14 protein-coding genes are annotated in these 16,323 nt (G+C 74.1%); 4 read left to right on the top strand and 10 right to left on the bottom strand.

Going from position 1 to position 16,323, the window contains the following annotated elements:
* Positions 1 to 54: 54 nt before the first annotated feature.
* Positions 55 to 711, top strand: coding sequence for a proteasome activator (locus G8D98_RS10970; RefSeq protein ID WP_229661886.1), 657 nt, complete (start codon positions 55 to 57; stop codon positions 709 to 711).
* On the opposite strand, the gene G8D98_RS10965 is transcribed toward G8D98_RS10970, so the two are convergent.
* The 4 genes from G8D98_RS10965 to G8D98_RS10950 are packed head-to-tail and all read right to left on the bottom strand — an operon-like array spanning position 708 to position 4,999.
* On the bottom strand, positions 708 to 1,886 hold the full coding sequence (locus G8D98_RS10965) for an MFS transporter (RefSeq protein ID WP_166102965.1): 1,179 nt from the start codon (positions 1,884 to 1,886) through the stop codon (positions 708 to 710). The two genes, G8D98_RS10970 and G8D98_RS10965, sit on opposite strands and share 4 nt — an antisense overlap.
* The gene (locus tag G8D98_RS10960) at positions 1,883 to 2,590 is read right to left on the bottom strand and encodes a DUF6498-containing protein (protein WP_166102963.1); all 708 of its coding nucleotides are present in this window, start codon (positions 2,588 to 2,590) and stop codon (positions 1,883 to 1,885) included. Before G8D98_RS10960 ends, G8D98_RS10965 begins: the two co-directional genes overlap by 4 nt.
* Positions 2,587 to 4,263 carry an FAD-binding dehydrogenase gene (locus G8D98_RS10955; RefSeq protein WP_166102960.1) on the bottom strand — a complete coding sequence of 559 codons (1,677 nt, stop codon included), beginning with the start codon at positions 4,261 to 4,263 and terminating at the stop codon, positions 2,587 to 2,589. The genes G8D98_RS10960 and G8D98_RS10955 overlap by 4 nt, the downstream gene beginning before the upstream one ends.
* 10 nt (positions 4,264 to 4,273) lie before the next feature.
* The gene (locus tag G8D98_RS10950; RefSeq protein WP_166102957.1) at positions 4,274 to 4,999 is read right to left on the bottom strand and encodes an HAD-IA family hydrolase; all 726 of its coding nucleotides are present in this window, start codon (positions 4,997 to 4,999) and stop codon (positions 4,274 to 4,276) included.
* Between the two features lie 67 nt (positions 5,000 to 5,066).
* Here G8D98_RS10950 and G8D98_RS10945 point away from each other — a divergent pair, with 67 nt between their 5' ends.
* On the top strand, positions 5,067 to 7,202 hold the full coding sequence (locus tag G8D98_RS10945; protein WP_166102955.1) for a DUF998 domain-containing protein: 2,136 nt from the start codon (positions 5,067 to 5,069) through the stop codon (positions 7,200 to 7,202).
* Between the two features lie 32 nt (positions 7,203 to 7,234).
* Here G8D98_RS10945 and G8D98_RS10940 read toward each other — a convergent pair whose 3' ends face one another.
* The 6 genes from G8D98_RS10940 to G8D98_RS10915 form a co-directional block, all read right to left on the bottom strand.
* The gene (locus tag G8D98_RS10940) at positions 7,235 to 8,140 is read right to left on the bottom strand and encodes a sucrase ferredoxin (protein ID WP_166102952.1); all 906 of its coding nucleotides are present in this window, start codon (positions 8,138 to 8,140) and stop codon (positions 7,235 to 7,237) included.
* Positions 8,141 to 8,212: 72 nt separating this feature from the next.
* Complete coding sequence (locus G8D98_RS10935) at positions 8,213 to 9,487, bottom strand: sugar ABC transporter permease (RefSeq protein ID WP_166102949.1); 1,275 nt, start codon at positions 9,485 to 9,487, stop codon at positions 8,213 to 8,215.
* Positions 9,484 to 10,278, bottom strand: a complete 795-nt coding sequence (locus tag G8D98_RS10930) for an ATP-binding cassette domain-containing protein (RefSeq protein WP_373868501.1) — start codon at positions 10,276 to 10,278, stop codon at positions 9,484 to 9,486. The genes G8D98_RS10935 and G8D98_RS10930 overlap by 4 nt, the downstream gene beginning before the upstream one ends.
* Before the next feature lie 31 nt (positions 10,279 to 10,309).
* Complete coding sequence (locus G8D98_RS10925) at positions 10,310 to 11,401, bottom strand: substrate-binding domain-containing protein (RefSeq protein WP_166102946.1); 1,092 nt, start codon at positions 11,399 to 11,401, stop codon at positions 10,310 to 10,312.
* A 121-nt stretch (positions 11,402 to 11,522) separates the two neighbouring features.
* The gene (locus tag G8D98_RS10920) at positions 11,523 to 12,665 is read right to left on the bottom strand and encodes an ROK family transcriptional regulator (protein ID WP_205859765.1); all 1,143 of its coding nucleotides are present in this window, start codon (positions 12,663 to 12,665) and stop codon (positions 11,523 to 11,525) included.
* A 127-nt stretch (positions 12,666 to 12,792) separates the two neighbouring features.
* Positions 12,793 to 13,746 (bottom strand): sugar-binding transcriptional regulator, encoded by a 954-nt coding sequence (locus G8D98_RS10915; protein ID WP_166102940.1) that lies wholly within the window; start codon positions 13,744 to 13,746, stop codon positions 12,793 to 12,795.
* 140 nt (positions 13,747 to 13,886) lie between these two features.
* Here G8D98_RS10915 and G8D98_RS10910 point away from each other — a divergent pair, with 140 nt between their 5' ends.
* Both G8D98_RS10910 and G8D98_RS10905 read left to right on the top strand, forming a co-directional pair.
* Positions 13,887 to 15,251 (top strand): ABC transporter substrate-binding protein, encoded by a 1,365-nt coding sequence (locus tag G8D98_RS10910; RefSeq protein WP_166102938.1) that lies wholly within the window; start codon positions 13,887 to 13,889, stop codon positions 15,249 to 15,251.
* Complete coding sequence (locus tag G8D98_RS10905) at positions 15,248 to 16,204, top strand: carbohydrate ABC transporter permease (RefSeq protein ID WP_166102935.1); 957 nt, start codon at positions 15,248 to 15,250, stop codon at positions 16,202 to 16,204. Before G8D98_RS10910 ends, G8D98_RS10905 begins: the two co-directional genes overlap by 4 nt.
* The last annotated feature ends 119 nt before the right edge of the window (positions 16,205 to 16,323 follow it).

Raw genomic sequence — 16,323 nt, 5'->3', positions numbered from 1 at the left:
ACCCGGCCGGTGGCCGGGGGCGCGCCGGCCACAGCAGGAGGCAGGATGGGGGGCATGACCGACGAACCCCGCACCGACCGCGAGCCCGACGACGAGCAGTCGCGCACCGTCCCCGCGACCGTCGTCGGCGACCCCGACCGCATCGTCGTCGTCACCCCGGAGGGGATGGGCGTGGCGCCCCGCGAGCAGGCGGCGACGCCGCCGGAGCAGGGGCCGGAGGAGGAGGCCGAGCGCACCCCGAGCCCGGCCGACCTCGTCGAGCAGCCGGCCAAGGTGATGCGCATCGGCTCGATGGTCAAGCAGCTGCTCGAGGAGGTCCGCAGCTCGCCGCTCGACGACCGGGGCCGCGCCCGGCTCGCCGACATCCACGACCGCTCGATCGCCGAGCTCAAGGACGGCCTCGCCCCCGAGCTCGTCGCCGAGCTGGAGCGGATCGCGTTGCCGTTCAAGGACGAGCAGCCCTCGGACGCCGAGCTGCGGATCGCCCAGGCTCAGCTCGTCGGCTGGCTCGAGGGCCTCTTCCACGGGATCCAGACCGCCCTCGTGGCCCAGCAGATGGCCGCCCAGGCCCAGCTGCAGCAGATGCGCGCCCTGCCGCCCGGCGTGCGCCCCGGCACCCCCGGCACGCATCCGGCGGCCATGCCGCACCCGCCGCAGGAGCGCGGGACCCACGGCCCGGGCCCCACCCCGGGCACCGGGCAGTATCTCTAGGCCTCCTCCTCGCGCCGGGGCAGGCCGAGTGCCAGCCACAGGCCGGGCACGGCCGCCAGGGCGATGACCCCGAGCGCCGCGCGGGGCGAGCCGACGACCGGCTGCACGGCGAGCACGAGCAGGACGCCGCCGAGGTTGCCGGCGAGCAGCAGGGCCGCGGTCGCGGTGCCCGAGCGGGCGACCCCGACGTGCGCCTCGGACCACTCGAGCGCGACGGGCAGCCCGGCGAGCAGGACGGCGCCGAGGACGGCGAGCAGCACCCCCGCGACGACCGGCGTGTGCAGGACGGTCAGCAGCCCGAAGACGACGCCGGTCGCCGTCGTGGCGGTGACGAGCAGCAGCCGCCGCCGGCCGGCGCGGGCGACCGGGCCGGGCAGCGTCGCGGCGCCGGCCACCCCGGCGAGCGTGGCCACGGCGAGCAGCGCGCCCCCGACCCCCGGGTGGCCCAGCCCGGCCATCACCGGGTCGAGCCAGGTCGCGAGCGCGTTGAACACCCCGACGCCGACGAGCAGCAGCCCGCCGAGCCGCCACAGCAACGGCTCGTGGCGCAGCCAGCCCAGGCCGTGGGCGTCCCGGTGCTCGACCGGTGCGACGTCGGCGACGCGCAGCAGGACGAGCAGGGCGGCCGCCGCGACGACCGCGAGCGCGGCATGGGCCTCGAGCAGCCGGCGCAGGCCGCCCGCCTCGACCAGGGGCCGGCCGGCCAGCGCCCCGACGAGCACCCCGACGAACTGGGCGGCGCTGCCCGCGGCGATGGCCGCCGCCCGCTCCGGGGGCGGGAAGCACCGGGCGGCCACGGTCGTCGTCGCCGCCAGCACCAGCGGCTGGGCGACCGAGGCGAGCAGCTGGCCGGTGAGCTGCCAGCCGTAGGCCCCGGGGTCGACGAGCCGCACGAGGGCACCGGCCGCGGTGAGCACCGCGCCGGCCCCCAGGGTCGCGTGCAGCCCCCGGTCGACCAGCCGGCCGGCGGGGAGCGCGAGGAGGACGAAGACGAGCGGGTTGACCACCGCGAGGTCGCCCACGAGGCCCTCGGAGACACCGAGGGCCTCGGCCGTCTCCACCGTCACGGGGGCGAAGGTCAGCCAGAGCACCTGGGTGGTCGCGACGAGCAGGCCGAAGGCCGCGAGCAGCGCCCATCGTGACCGCCGGGGCGTGCCGGCCCCGAGGGCGGTCACGAGCTCCGCCGGGTGGACACGACGATGGGTCGGCCGAGGAGGTACGTGCGACCGTCGGGCCGCCGCTCGATGCCCACGACGAGCACGAGCTCGAGGGCCAGCTTGGCGAGCAGCACGACGAGTGCGAGGAGCCGCTGCCGCGAGTCGGTGAGCGGCAGCAGCGTCCCGTCCTTCGTCCCCGCGACGAGGGGGAGCAAGAGCGCCGCGTACGCGAGGAACATCCGGGCGTAGGCCCGCACGTAGTCGCCCACGGAGGGCCGCCGGCCCGCGACGACGGCACCGGCCACCGACCAGCCCACGGCGAGAAAGCCGAGGCCACCGAGGACGAGCACCGTGAGCAGCGGGCTGCGCAGCGGCGCCGCGGGCAGCACGAGGAGGGCCCCGAGGAGGAACGGCACGAGCGCGAACATCCCGTAGTGCACCCCGAAGAACGCCACCCCGAGCGCCGGGCCGCCGGGCTCACGGGTGGCGAGCGCGCGCGCGAGCGTCCACACGTAGATCGTCACGACCTCGACCGCGAGCCAGAGCCACACGTCGCCGTAGCCGACTGCTCCGGTGAGCACGGCGACCGCCGGCGCGACGTTGACCACGAGGACCGTCGCGAGCAGCAGCGCGCGGGCCGCCCGCCGCGGCAGGCCCGCGGTCATCCGCAGGACGAGCCGGAGGCCGACGAGCCGCCCGAGCCCGCCGAGGAGCGCGTTCACCGCAGCGCGGCGGCCATCGCCCGCCCGGCCTGCCGTCCGGTGAACAGGCAGCCGCCGACGAAGGTCCCCTCGAGCGAGCGGTACCCGTGCACCCCACCGCCGCCGAACCCCGCCGCCTCGCCCGCGGCGTACAGGCCCGGCACCGGCGCACCGTCGACGCCGAGGACGCGGCCGGAGAGGTCGGTGTGCAGGCCGCCGAGGGTCTTGCGGGAGAGGACCCGCAGCCGGACGGCGACGAGCGGCCCGTGCCGGGGGTCGAGGATCCGGTGCGGCGGGAAGGCACGCTTGGTCAGCCGGTCGCCGCGGTAGCGCCGGGCGACGTGGATCGCGGCGACCTGGGCGTCCTTGGCGAAGGCGTTCTCGACCTGCCGGTCGCGCTCGACGAGCTGGCGCTCCAGGTGCGCGGGGTCGAGCGGGGTGTCCGGCTCGAGCGCGTTCATCTGCGCGACGAGGCTCGCGACGTTCGGCGCGCTCAGCCAGTCCTCCCCGTGGTCGAGGAATGCCTGGACCGCCGGCGGGACCGTCGCGCCCCGCCGGCCGACCACCTCGCGGTACCGGCGCTCGGTGAGGTCGAGGTTCTGCTCCGAGCCCGAGAGGGCGACCTCCTTGGAGACCAGGGACTGGTTGAGCACGAACCACGAGTGGTCGAACCCGCTCTGCCTCAGGTACGCGAGCGTCCCGAGGGTGTCGAACCCCGGCAGGTAGGGGCTCGGCAACCGCTCGCCCCGGGCGTCGAACCACATGGCGCTCGGACCCGGCAGGATCCGGATGGCGTGCCCCGGCCACACCGGGTCCCAGTTGCGGACCCCCTCGACGTAGTGCCACATCCGGTCGCGGTTGACGACCGTGCCCCCGGCCTCCTCGGCCACGGCGAGCATGCTGCCGTCGACGTACGCGGGCACTCCAGTGAGCATGGTCTCGGGAGGGCCTCCCAGGCGCTCGGGCCAGTGGGCGCGCACGAGGTCGTGGTTGCCGCCGATCCCGCCCGAGGCCACGAGCACCGTCGGTGCCTCGAGGGCGAAGTCCCCCACGACCTCGCGGCTGCTCGGGGCGCCGCGCGGCGCGTCGTCGTCGGCGAGCACGACGCCGCGTACCCCGGTCACGGCACCCCCGCTGGTCCCCAGCGCCTCGACCCGGTGCCGGGGCCGGTAGACCACCCGGCCGGCCGCGACGTGCGCGCGGACCCGCTGCTCGAACGGGGCGACGAGGCCGGTCCCGGTACCCCAGGGGATGTGGAAGCGCGGCACCGAGTTCCCGTGCCCGCTGCTCGTGCCGTCGCCGCGCTCGGCCCAGCCGACGACGGGGAAGAAGGACACCCCCCGCTCGCGCAGCCACGCCCGCTTCTCGCCGGCGGCCCACTCGACGTAGGACCGGGCCCACTCCCGCCCCCAGTGGTCCGGTCCCGGCGAGCCGTCGGGCAGCGTCAGCCGGTCCCAGCCCGCGCTGCCCTGCCAGTCCTGCCAGGCGAGCTCGACGCTGTCGCGGACGCCCATCCGCCGCTGCTCGGGGCTGTCGACGAGGAAGAGACCGCCGAAGCTCCACCAGGCCTGTCCGCCGAGGTTCGCCTCCGACTCCTGGTCGAGCAGCAGCACGGTGCGCCCCGCGTCGGCGAGCTCGCACGCGGCGACGAGGCCGGCCAGCCCGGCTCCCACGACCAGGGCGTCGGCATCCACGGGGAGCACCCTAGGCGCTCACGGGCCCCCGTGGGGCGGGTCCGGGGCGTCCGGGGCCGGGGAGCACGCGGGCGCGTCCGTCGCCGAGGTCGAGCCGTAGCTCGGTGAGCCCGCCGACGACGAGGTCGGCGACCGCCTCCAGCTGCTCCGCGGAGGTCGTCGTCGGCACCGCCACGAGCCCCCCACAGCCGGCCGCGCGCGCCGCGCGCAGCCCCGCGACGGCATCCTCGATCACGAGGCAGTCCGCGCTCGCCACCCCGAGCCGCGTCGCCCCGAGCAGCCACGGGTCGGGGAACGGCTTGCCGCGCGCCACGTCGTCGGCGGTGACGACGACCGAGGGCCGGGGCAGGCGAGTCACCTCGAGCCGGGCCCGCGCGAGCTCCCGGTTGGAGGAGGTGACGATGGCGGTCGGCACGCCGGCGTCCCGCAGCGCGCCGAGCAGCTCGAGCGCCCCGGGGAGCAGCTGCGTGCCCGCGACGTCGCCCACCTCGAGCTCGACGATCCGGGCGTAGGCCGACTCGTGCTGCGCCGGCGGCAGCAGGTCGGCGATGAGGTTGCGCGCGGTCACCCCGTGCGACCCGGCGAGCCGGCGCGGGTCGACGCCGTGCTCGGTGCACCACCGCAGCCACGAGCGCTCGACCGAGGGGGTCGAGTCGACCAGCGTGCCGTCCATGTCGAGCAGGACGGCCTCGAAGGACCGGCCCAGGGCGGCGGGCAGCGAGGCGGCATCGGGCATGTCGCCACCCTAGGCCGCCCCCGCGGCGGCTCCGGCGGGCCGGAGGCACCGACCTAGGGTGGGAGCCATGCCCCGCCCCACCGGACACCTGCGCACCGCCGTCGTCAGCGCCGGCGCCACGGTGCTCGTGCTCGTCGGCGGGTGGTCGTGGGCCGCCGACCTCGTCGGGCCCGGGTACGACGCACGCACGGAGTCGATCAGCGCGCTCGCCTCCCTCGAGACACCACACCGCTGGGTCATGACCCTCGCCCTCCTGCTCACCGGTGCCGGTCACGTGGTGACCGCGACCGCCCTCGGGGGCGCCCGTTCCCGCGGCCGGCTCGTGCTCGCCGCGGGCGGCGTCGCGACCGCCCTCGTGGCCCTCGTCCCGCTACCCTCACGCACCGGCTCGACGCTCGTGCACACGAGCGTCGCGACGCTCTCCCTCGTCCTCCTCGCGGCGTGGCCGCTGCTCGCCGCCGACCCGGACGGTCCGCCGGTGCTGCGGCCCCGCGTCGCGCGGCCGGCCGCGGTGGTCCTGCTGGCCGCGGTGGCCTCGTTGGCACTCACCGTCGGAGCGCCCGCGGGTGAGGGCTGGTTCGGCCTGCACGAGCGGGTGGTGGCGGCCCTGACCGCCCTGTGGCCGGTCGTCACCGCGGTCGGCGTCTGGTGGTCGGCGGGTCGGCGGGTCGGCTCCCGCCGGGTCCGCCAGAGTCTCGGGACGGTCCTGCTCACGCTCGCCTGCGTCGCTGCCGGCGTCGCGGCCACGGCGGCGCTGCCGGCGACCGCGCAGACCCGCACCTACCAGGCGACGGTCTCCCTCGACGCCTCACCGGGCCGCGCGGGCGAGCTCGTCGCCGAGACGACCTTCGGCGACGTCGAGGTCGCCTTCTCCGGGCTCGCGCCGGGCATCCGGGCCGTGCCCCAGGTCAAGGCGAACATCGCCGACCTGCTCTCCCGCCCGAACATCAGCCTGGCCGGGCTGCGCCCGGGCCCCGAAGAGCTCAACGCGGCGATCCGCGACGTCGCGGTCGGCGTCCTCGCGCGGTTCGCTGCCGGCGCGCTCCTCCTGGCGCTCGTCGTCGTGGGCTCCTGGGCCCTGGCCCGCCGGCGGCGACCGCCCCGGGCGCTCGTCGTCTGCGCGCTGCTCGCGTGGATCGTCGCGACGCTCGGCACGGCGGCCTCGCTGTACACGACCTACCAGCCCGAGCGCCAGCGGTCGTTCACCGCGACCCAGGTGCTCGGCACCCTCCAGCGCAACCAGGGCCTCCTCGACGACGTCGAGACCCGGGCGAGCCAGGTGACGCCCTACCTGCGCAACCTGCTCGCGCTCTCGACCGCCCTGCAGCAGAAGTACGCCGGCGGCGCGCTGGAGGCCGAGCCCGCGCTGCGGGTGCTCTTCGTCAGCGACATCCACGGCGGCAACCAGTACCCGCTCATGCGCACCATCGTCGAGGACCAGAGCATCGACCTCGTCGTCGACACCGGCGACCTGGTCAACTTCGGCACCGTGCAGGAGGGCGAGGCCGCCGGCATCTTCTCCGGCATCGAGTCCCTCGGCGTCCCCTACCTGTTCGTGCGCGGCAACCACGACGCGACGAGCGCGAGCGACACCGCGCTGCTGCGGCGGATGGCGCGGGTGCCGAACGTCGTGCTCCTCGAGCCCGCCGACGGGGGCTACCAGGAGGTGACCGTTGCCGGGCTGACCCTGGCCGGTTTCAACGACCCGCGCTACTTCGGGGACTCCGGCACCGGGACCCGGGAGGCCCAGGTCCCTGCCCGTGAGGCCTTCGAGGCGGCGTTCGCCGACCTGGCGGCTCCCGACGTGGTCGCCAGCCACGAGCCCTGGGCACTCGAGGGGGTCGAGGGCGGCGTGCTGCTCAACGGCCACATGCACTCGACCGACCTCGAGGGAAACCGGGTCCAGGTCGGCACCTTCACCGGCGGTGGCCCCTTCGCGCACTTCGTCGCCGGCGAAGCCGAGGGCGGTGGCGCCGAGCTCGAGGGGCAGGGGTCCTCGTTCGACATCCTCACCTTCGGCACGGACTGCCGGCTCTCGTCGCTGACCCGCTACCGCTTCCACGACGTCATCGAGGGCCGACCCTCCTACGACGACGTCGCGATCGTCAACGGCAGCGGCATCGACACCCGCCCCGCCGAGGAGGGCCGTACCTGCGAGCCGGGCGGTGAGCCGGTGGTGACGACGGTTCCCGCCGCTTCCTGACGCGTCCCGCTCGGCGCGCCGGGGCCGGGGGCTCAGGAGGGCTGGTCGAGGACCACGGCCCGCTGGACGACGTCGGGCTTGGGCGGCCCACCACAGCTGAGCGGCACGTCCGGCAGGCGCTCCTCGCGGACCTCGACGACGAGCCGGTCGGGGACCGGCCCGGAGCCGAGGACCTCGACGCGGGTGACCCCGCCGTCGGGGTCGACGTCGACCCGGCCGGGGACGGCGTCATCGAGGGCCGCCGGCCCGTGGGCGCTGTGCACGGCCGCGAGCGCCGCCTGGACCGCCGGCTCCCACCGGGTCACCCCGCGCAGCCGCGGCCCGTCGACGTGCCCGGCGAGGTGCCCCCCGACGACCCCGGCGGCGGTGTCCGGGTCGAGGTAGCCGTAGCAGGCCCCCTCGGGCAGGACGAGCAGTGTCCCCGCGAACCGGTGCCCCCCGAGGTGGGTGCACTCCCACACCTCGTCCGGCCGCTCGCGCGCCAGGGTGGCCACGATGGGACGGCCGCGGACCGCGCAGCAGGCGTCGCGCGTGCCCTGGGTGCAGACGAGCACCATCGGGTCGGCGTCGGTGTCGCTCGCCGACAGCTCGCTGCCGAGCGCCCGGGCCGCCGCGAGGACGTCCTCGGGGGTACGCCAGGTCCCACGCACCCAGGTCCCGCGGACCGTGTCGACCGCGAACCAGTGCCGTGCGTCGTCGGGGTCCGGCCCGCGGCGGCCCTGGCGGCGGATGAGCAGCGCCTTGCCGCCGAAGGAGGCGCACGTGGCCTCGACCTCCTCGCCGGCGCGCCCGAGCAGCGGGGGCGTCTCGAGCGGCTTCTTGGCCCACGGGCCGGGGTGCTCGACGAGCAGCCAGCGGCTGGCGACGGGTGCGGTGCCGGCGAGCGGCTCCCCGCGGTCGCGGGCCGCGGCCGAGCAGCGCGAGAGGTCGAGGGTCATCGCGGCGACTCTACGCGCGCCGTCGCCCTCCCCGGGGGTGGCCCCCGGGGAGGGCGACGGGGCCGGCGGGCGTCAGGCGCGCCCGTGCGCGGCCCGGCTGCGGCGGCTCAGGCTGTCGACGACGACGGCGAGGAGCAGGACGGCTCCGGTGACGACGTAGCGGATGTCGGCCGAGACCGACAGCAGGGCCAGGCCGTTGCTGATCGAGTAGATGACGAAGATGCCGAGCAGCGCCGAGTACGCCGACCCGCGCCCGCCGAAGAGGGAGGTGCCGCCGATGACGGCGGCGGCGATGGCGTTGAGGTTGGTGTCGGCGCCGCCGCTGCTCTGGTTCGCCGAGGCCAGGCGAGAGGCGGCGAGGATGCCGCCGAGCGCGGCGAAGGTCGAGCACAGCGTGAAGACCGTGAGGTAGACCCGCTTGACGTTGATGCCCGCGCGTCGCGCGGCCTCGACGTTCCCGCCGATCGCGAGGACCGAGCGGCCCCACGTCGTGCGCCGGATCACCAGGTCCATGACGACGACGAGGACGAGGAAGAGGAGGACCATGTAGGACAGCCCGCGGTCGCGGCCGAGGACGTACACCGCCAGGGCCAGCCCGAGCGCGAGCAGCACGGCGCGCACGGCGACGGCGGCGAACGTCGGGGCCGAGAGACCGGCGGCGCTGCGGCGCTGGTTGGTGCGCACCCGCGCGAGCAGGTAGAGCGCCGGCACGGCGACGGCGAGCAGGTAGGCGAGCCACGCCGGCAGGAACTGCTGGGAGGCGAACTGCACGAGCGAGGACTCGAAGGGGATGTTCACCGTCCCGTCCGTGCCGAGCACCCGCAGCTGGAGGCCGAGGAGGATGAGCAGGCCGGCGAGGGTGATGACGAAGCTCGGCACCCCGAAGCGGTTGAAGAGCAGCCCGTAGACGAGCCCGGCGACGGCACCGGTGGCCAGGGCCGCGAGGACCGCGAGCCAGGCGCTCACGCCATGGCTGACGAAGAGCACGGCGAGGACGGCGCCGGAGAGCCCGGACATCGAGCCGATCGACAGGTCGATCTCGCCGAGGAGGAGGACGAGGACGACCCCGATCGCCAGGACGCCGATCGGCACCATCTGCAGGGTGAGGTTGACCAGGTTGCGGCTGCTGATGAACGCCGGGTTGAGCGCGTAGAAGACGGCCCAGATGATGACCAGCCCGATGACCACCGGCAGGGAGCCGAGGTCGCCGCTGCGGATCCGGTCCCACGTCGCCGCCGCCCAGCCGCCGAGGCCCTGGGAGGCGATGAGCCGCTCGTCCTGGAGGTCGGCCGGCGCCTCGACCGACGCGGTCGGGTCGGTGGACGGCGGGGTCTGCGATGCGGTCACGACTGCTCCTCGTGCGGGGTGCGCCGGGCCGCTCGGGCGGTGACGGCGTTGGTCGTCGCGCCCGTGATGGCCGCGATGATCTCGTTCGTGTTCGTGTCGGCGACGCGGAAGTCGCCGTTGTTGCGGCCGAGCCGCATGACGGAGACCCGGTCGGCGACGGCCATGACGTCGCTCATGTTGTGGCTGATGAGGATGACGCCGAGCCCCCGCTCGCGCAGCCGTTCGACGAGGTTGAGCACCTCGGCCGTCTGCGCGACCCCGAGGGCGGCGGTCGGCTCGTCGAGCATGACGACCTTGGGCTCACCGAGCAGCGAGCGGGCGATCGCGACGGTCTGCCGCTGCCCGCCGGAGAGGCTCGCGACGGGGATGCGCACGCTCGGGATCTTCGCGCTGAGCTCGCGCAGCAGCCGCCACGACTCCTGCTCCATCGTCACCTCGTCGAGGGCCCCCGAGCGCTTGAGCTCGTTGCCGAGGAAGAGGTTGCCGACGACGTCGAGGTTGTCGCACAGGGCGAGGTCCTGGAAGACCGTCGCGATCCCGAGGGACTGGGCCTGGCTGGGGGAGGTGATGGTGACCGGCGCGCCGTCGAAGGTCACCTCGCCGCTGTCGGTGGTGTAGACGCCGGCGATCGCCTTGACGAGGGTGGACTTGCCGGCGCCGTTGTCCCCGACGAGCGCCACCACCTCCCCGGTGCTCACGTGGAACTCGATGTCCTTGAGCGCCTGGACGGCTCCGAAGCGCTTGGAGACGCCGGTCATCGAGAGCACGGGCGCCGGGGAGGTGGTGGTCACGGGTCGGCTCACTCCTTCGTGAGGGGACGGGTCAGCTGATGCCGAGGCTGGAGCAGGCGTCGGCGTACTCGGCGGTGCAGATGTCCGAGGCCGAGTAGAAGCCGTCGGCGATGATCGTGTCCTTGATGTTGTCCTTGGTCACGACGACCGGCTCGAGCAGCGTGGCCGGCACGCCCTCCTTGTCGGTGGCGGAGGAGGGGTCCTCCCCGCCGGCGAGGGCGAGCGCGTTCTGCGCGGCGTCCTCGGCCTCGGGCTTGATCGCCTTGTAGATCGTCAGCGCCTGGTCGCCGGCGATGATCCGCTGGATGGCGGCCAGCTCGGCGTCCTGCCCGGTCACCGGGGGAAGGGGCTTGACGCCGCCGCCCTTGAGTGCGGCGATCGCGCCCCCGGCGGTGCCGTCGTTGGCGGCGTACACCCCGACGAGGCTGTCCTTGACGCTGGCGACCTGGCCCTCCATCCACGACTGGGCCTTGTCCGGGCTCCAGTCGGGGGTGTCGTACTCGGCCTTGATGGTGTAGCCGCTGTTGTCGAGGACGCTGTGCGCGCCCTTCTTGAAGTCGGCCGCGTTGGCGTCGGTGGGCGCGCCGTTGATCATGACGATGTCGCCCTTGTCGTTGCCCGCGGCCTTCATCGCGTCGACGAGGCCCTGGCCCTGCAGCTGGCCGACCTTCTCGTTGTCGAAGGAGACGTAGTAGTCCGAGCCGGCGACGAACCGGTCGTAGGCGATGACCGGGATGCCCTGGGACTTGGCGTTCTGGACGATCGTCGCGGCCGACTTGCCGTCGACGGCGTCGAGGACGAGGACGTCGACCCCCTGGGTGATCGCCGCCTCGGCCTGCTGCTGCTGCTTGGCGGCGTCCTGCTCGGCGTTGCTGTAGACGACCTCGCAGTCGGAGCAGGCGGAGGAGACGGCCTCCTCGAACATGGGCCGGTCGAAGGCCTCGTAGCGGGCCGTCTTGTTCTCGGGAAGGAGCAGGGCGATCTTCTTGCCGCCACCACCGTCGGAGCCGGAGTCCGAACTGGACCCCGAGCCCGAGCCGCTGTCACCACAGGCGGCGAGGCCGGTCATCGTGAGACCGAGCGCCAGGGTGGCCCCGGCGAGTCGGGTGAGTCGAGTGGTCATGTGTCTCTCCTGTGCCTGACATCCGCAGCCTCTCTGCTGCGGCTCCTGACGATTCAACTCGCTTCACGACTTGACGTCAAGACTTGAACTCAACGCCGGCGCAACGATCCGGTCACGGCCCTCACCCCACCGCGAGCGCGGCCCGCTCGGCGCTCTCGCGCAGCTGGTCGGCGACGGTGAGCCCACCGCGGACGTCCGCCTCGTCGGGCGGCAGGCCGGCCACCGCGACCCGCACCGTCGCGGCGGCGCTCGGGATGGCGCACCGCTCGATGGCCTCCCGCATCGGCGCGAGGACGAGGTCGCCCAGCCGGGCCACCTGGCCGCCGAGGACGACGAGCTCGGGGTTGAGCAGGTTGACCACCCCCGCGAGGGCGACGCCGAGATGGCGCCCGGCGTCCTCGAAGACCCGCCGGCACCCGGCGTCGCCCTGGAGCGCCCGGGCGATGACGTCGCGCAGGGTGAGCGCACCGTGGCTCGGGCGCAGCGCGCCGAGGACGGCGTTCGCCCCGACGAAGGTGTCGAGGCACCCCCGGTTGCCGCAGCGGCACACCGGTCCGTTCTCGTCGATGGTCACGTGGCCGATCTCCCCGGCGGTCCCCGCACTGCCCCGGAAGAGCTCACCGCCGATGATGATGCCGGCACCGACCCCGTAGGACACCTTGAGGAACATGCCCGTCGAGATCCCCTGCAGCGCACCGAGTCTGGCCTCCCCCACTGCCGCCAGGTTGGCCGTGTTGTCGAGCCTGACCGGCACGGCGAGGGCCTCCTCCATCGCGGCCGCCACGGCGACCCCCCGCCACCCGGGCAGCACGCCCTCGGAGCCGACCTCGCCCGAGACGGCGTCGATCGGCGCCGGCAGCCCGACGACGAGCGCGCGCAGGTCGGCCGGGGCGTGCCCGGCCCCCTCGAGCAGCTCCTGGACCAGCCGGGCCGCCCGGGCGATGCCCTCGTCGGCCGCGTGGTCGGCCGGCAGCGGCATCCGCTTGTGGCTGACGATGTCCCCCGGCCCGGTCGCGATGGCGACCCGGATGTCGCGGTCCCCGAAGACGGCCGCACCGACGAGGCCGCTCGAGGTCGCGACCGAGACCTGGGTGGCCCGACGGCCGTTGCGGATGCTCGGGCGCAGCTGCACGGCGCCGGCGACGTCCAGCTCGCGCACGAGGTTGGACACGGTGGCGGCCGACAGGCCGGTCACGCCGGCGATCTCGACCTGGGTCAGGGCACCGTGCTCACGGACGGCGTCGAGGACCCGCAGGCGGTTCATCTCCCGGAGGGATGCCTGCGAGCCCGGCGCTGGACCCGTTGGATTCACGCGATAAACATAAGGCAGGGAGGGGTCCCCCGGAAAGGTCGGGCCCGCTCGTGGAACGCGGTGACCCGGAACCGGCGGTTCAGGAGCCGGCGGAGCGGGCGAGCACCGTCGCGAGCGACCGGTCGGTGACGAGCGTGTCCACCCAGCCGCCGGTGAGGAAGGCGCGGACCGCACCGGCCTTGGCGGCCCCGGTCGCCAGGGCCACGGTCTCGGGGACCCGGCGCAGCTCCTCGTCCCCGATGGTCACCATCCGGTCCACGAGCGAGGGGTGCACCGCCCGTCCCTCGCGGTCGACGAACACCCCGAGTGCCTCGCCGACCGCCCCCGCGGCGGCGACCTCGGCGCGGTCGCGCTCGTCGACCGCGTCGTGGATCGTCGAGTGCCCCGGCTCCCAGGCGCCGATGCTGACGACGGCGACGGTGACCCGCTCGACCTCGGCCATCGCCTGCGCGACCGCCGGCTGCCGGCGCATCGCGGCCGCGCTCGCGGCGTCGTCGAGGATGAACGGCGCGTAGTACAGGTGCGCCTCCCCGCCGGCGAGCCCGGCCGCCGCCCGCACCATGTCGACGGGGCTGCGCTCACCGGGGATGACCATCGAGCCGCTCAGCTGGACGACGGGCACCGGGGGCAGCTCGGGGAGGGCCTCCACCAGTGCGCTCACGGTCCGCGCCCACGGCAGCCCGAGGACGTCCTGCGGCCCGACGACCTCGTGGAGCACGTCGGCGCCGGCCGAGCCCACGTGCTCGCGCAGCCGCGGCGCGTCGTCGGAGCAGTCGACGACGATGCACCGCCGGAGGCCGTACGCCGTGCGCAGCCGGGCCGACAGCTCCCCGTCGACGCCACCGCGGTCGACGATCTCGATCCGCACAATGCCCGAGCTGCGGGCCGCCTCGAGCAGCCGCGCGACCTTGAACCGGCTGATGCCCATCGACGCCGCGATGTCGACCTTGCGCTCCGAGCCGAGGTAGTGGCGCCGGGCCACCTCCGAGGCCAGGGCGGCGTCCGTCGCGCGGAGGGCGGAGGGCTCGATCACGGCTCCATCCTCTCGCCCCGCCGGCTCGGCGATGACAGGCAGGTGGCCCGGGCGGCCCGCAGCCGCTCGGGTTGACAGGTGTGACGCCCACCACTCTAATCAAAGGAGCGGAGCACGGCTCACCTGAGCGAGGAGGGGCAATGAGGCCCACGGCACGACGCAGGGCCCTGGCCGGGGCGGTGGTCGCCTCGGTCGGCGTCCTCACCGGCTGCGCCGGATGGGGCGGTGGAGCGGTCGGCGGGGGCGGCGACTCGATCAACGTCCTCATGGTCAACAACCCGCAGATGGTCGACCTGCAGAACCTCACGGCGAAGAACTTCACGGCGGAGACCGGCATCCGGGTCAACTTCACGGTGCTGCCCGAGAACGACGTGCGCGACAAGATCAGCCAGGAGTTCTCCAGCCAGGCAGGCCAGTACGACGTCGCGTCGCTGTCGAACTTCGAGATCCCCATCTACGCGAAGGCCAAGTGGATCGCGCCGCTGGACGACTACGTCGCGCAGGACCCCGACTTCGACCAGGACGACATCCTCCCCTCGATGACGACGTCGCTCTCGAGCGACGGCTCCCTCTACGGCGAGCCCTTCTACGGGGAGTCCAGCTTCCTGATGTACCGCAAGGACGTCCTCGAGGAGGCCGGCGAGCGGATGCCCGAGAAGCCGACGTGGGAGGACGTCGCGCGGATCGCGGCCGCCGTCGACGGTGTCCGGCCGGGCATGAAGGGGATCTGCCTGCGCGGCCAGCCGGGCTGGGGCCAGATCTTCGCCCCCCTGACCACCGTCGTCAACACCTTCGGCGGCACCTGGTTCGACGCCGACTGGACCCCGAAGGTCGACGCCCCGGAGTTCGAGAAGGCGGTCCAGTTCTACGTCGACCTCGTGCGCGAGCACGGCGAGAACGGCGCCCCCCAGGCCGGGTTCGTCGAGTGCCTCAACAACCTCACCCAGGGCAACGTGGCGATGTGGTACGACGCGACGTCGGCCGCCGGCTCCCTCGAGGCCAAGGACTCTCCGGTCAAGGGCAAGATCGGCTACGCCCCCGCCCCCGTCGTCGAGACCGACAGCTCGGGCTGGCTCTACACCTGGTCGTGGGCCATCCAGCAGGCGAGCACGAAGAAGGACAACGCCTGGAAGTTCGTCTCGTGGGCCTCGAGCGCGAAGTACGAGAAGCTCGTCGGCGAGCAGCTCGGCTGGGCCCGGGTGCCGGCCGGCAAGCGCGCCTCCACGTACGACAACCCCGACTACCTCCAGGTGGCCGAGGCGTTCGCGGCACCGACGAAGGCCGCGATCGAGGCCGCCGACCCCGAGGACCCCGGGGTGCAGCCCCGGCCCGCGATCGGCATCCAGTTCGTCGACATCCCCGAGTTCCCCTCCCTCGGAACGCAGGTCAGCCAGTACGTCAGCTCCGCGATCGCCGGGCAGATGAGCGTGGCCGACGCCCTCGAGCAGGGTCAGGAGCTCGCCGAGGACGTCGCGGAGCGGTACCAGGATCGGAGCAGCTCATGACGACGTCGGCCGCCGAGACCCCGCTGGACGCCCCGGAGACCTCCGAGGACGACGACGGCCGCACGACCCAGCCGGCCGGCAGCGGCAAGTGGGCCCGGCGCCTGCCGCTGCTGCCCGCGCTCGTGTTCGTCATCGTCCTGACCCAGCTGCCGTTCCTCGGGACGATCATCGTCTCCTTCATGAACTGGAACGCCTACTACCCCGACGAGCGCGGGTTCGCCGGCGTCGACAACTTCGCGCGGGTCTTCACCGACACCAACGCCCGGTCCGCGGTGTTCGTCACCATCCTGCTCACGGTCTCGGTCGTCCTCGTCAGCCTCGTGCTCGGCCTGCTCATCGCGCTGCTGCTCGACCGCCGCTTCCGGGGCCGCGGGGTGGTCCGCACGCTGATGATCACGCCGTTCCTCGTCGTGCCGGTCGCGGCCGCGCTGCTGTGGAAGCACGCCCTCTACAACCCCGAGTACGGGCTGCTCAACGGCATGCTCACCTGGGTGTTCGGCGACGACGCCCCTCAGCCGGACTGGATCAGCAACAACCCGCTCATCGCCATCGTCGCCGCCCTCGTGTGGCAGTGGACGCCGTTCATGATGCTCATCCTGCTCGCCGGGCTGCAGAGCCGGCCGATGGACGTCGTCGAGGCGGCCCGGATCGACGGCGCGAGCGCCTGGCAGATCTTCACCCACATGACCCTCCCCCACCTGCGCCAGTACATCGAGCTGTCCGCCCTGCTCGGGGCCATCTACGTCGTGCAGAACTTCGACCACGTCTTCACGATCACGAGCGGTGGTCTCGGCACGGCCAACCTGCCGTACTTCATCTACCAGACCTTCTACACCGCGCAGGACTACGGGCGGGCCTCCGCCGCAGGCGTGGTCGTCGTGATCGGGACGATCATCATCGCCACCCTCGCGTTGCGCACCGCCTTCACGCTGTTCAAGGAGGAGTCCCGATGAGCACGAGCGAGGGCACGACCGAGAGCGCCATCGACGCCCGCAAGGACGAGATGCGGACCGCGCCGGGCGCCGAGGAGCCCACCGAGCGTCGGCGCGCCCAGCAGTATCGCCACCGCAAG

The sequence above is a fragment of the Phycicoccus endophyticus genome, assembly GCF_011326735.1.
In the GTDB taxonomy this organism is placed as follows: domain Bacteria; phylum Actinomycetota; class Actinomycetes; order Actinomycetales; family Dermatophilaceae; genus Phycicoccus; species Phycicoccus endophyticus.
This window is presented reverse-complemented; position numbering and strand designations above follow the sequence as displayed.

Excerpts from the sequence above, each read along its gene's own strand:
- G8D98_RS10970 (WP_229661886.1), top strand. The coding sequence starts at position 55 with ATGACCGACGAACCCCGCACCGACCGCGAGCCCGACGACGAGCAGTCG.
- G8D98_RS10925 (WP_166102946.1), bottom strand. The coding sequence starts at position 11,401 with ATGACCACTCGACTCACCCGACTCGCCGGGGCCACCCTGGCGCTCGGT.
- G8D98_RS10950 (WP_166102957.1), bottom strand. The coding sequence starts at position 4,999 with ATGCCCGATGCCGCCTCGCTGCCCGCCGCCCTGGGCCGGTCCTTCGAG.
- G8D98_RS10905 (WP_166102935.1), top strand. The coding sequence starts at position 15,248 with ATGACGACGTCGGCCGCCGAGACCCCGCTGGACGCCCCGGAGACCTCC.
- G8D98_RS10940 (WP_166102952.1), bottom strand. The coding sequence starts at position 8,140 with ATGACCCTCGACCTCTCGCGCTGCTCGGCCGCGGCCCGCGACCGCGGG.
- G8D98_RS10945 (WP_166102955.1), top strand. The coding sequence starts at position 5,067 with ATGCCCCGCCCCACCGGACACCTGCGCACCGCCGTCGTCAGCGCCGGC.
- G8D98_RS10910 (WP_166102938.1), top strand. The coding sequence starts at position 13,887 with ATGAGGCCCACGGCACGACGCAGGGCCCTGGCCGGGGCGGTGGTCGCC.
- G8D98_RS10920 (WP_205859765.1), bottom strand. The coding sequence starts at position 12,665 with ATGAACCGCCTGCGGGTCCTCGACGCCGTCCGTGAGCACGGTGCCCTG.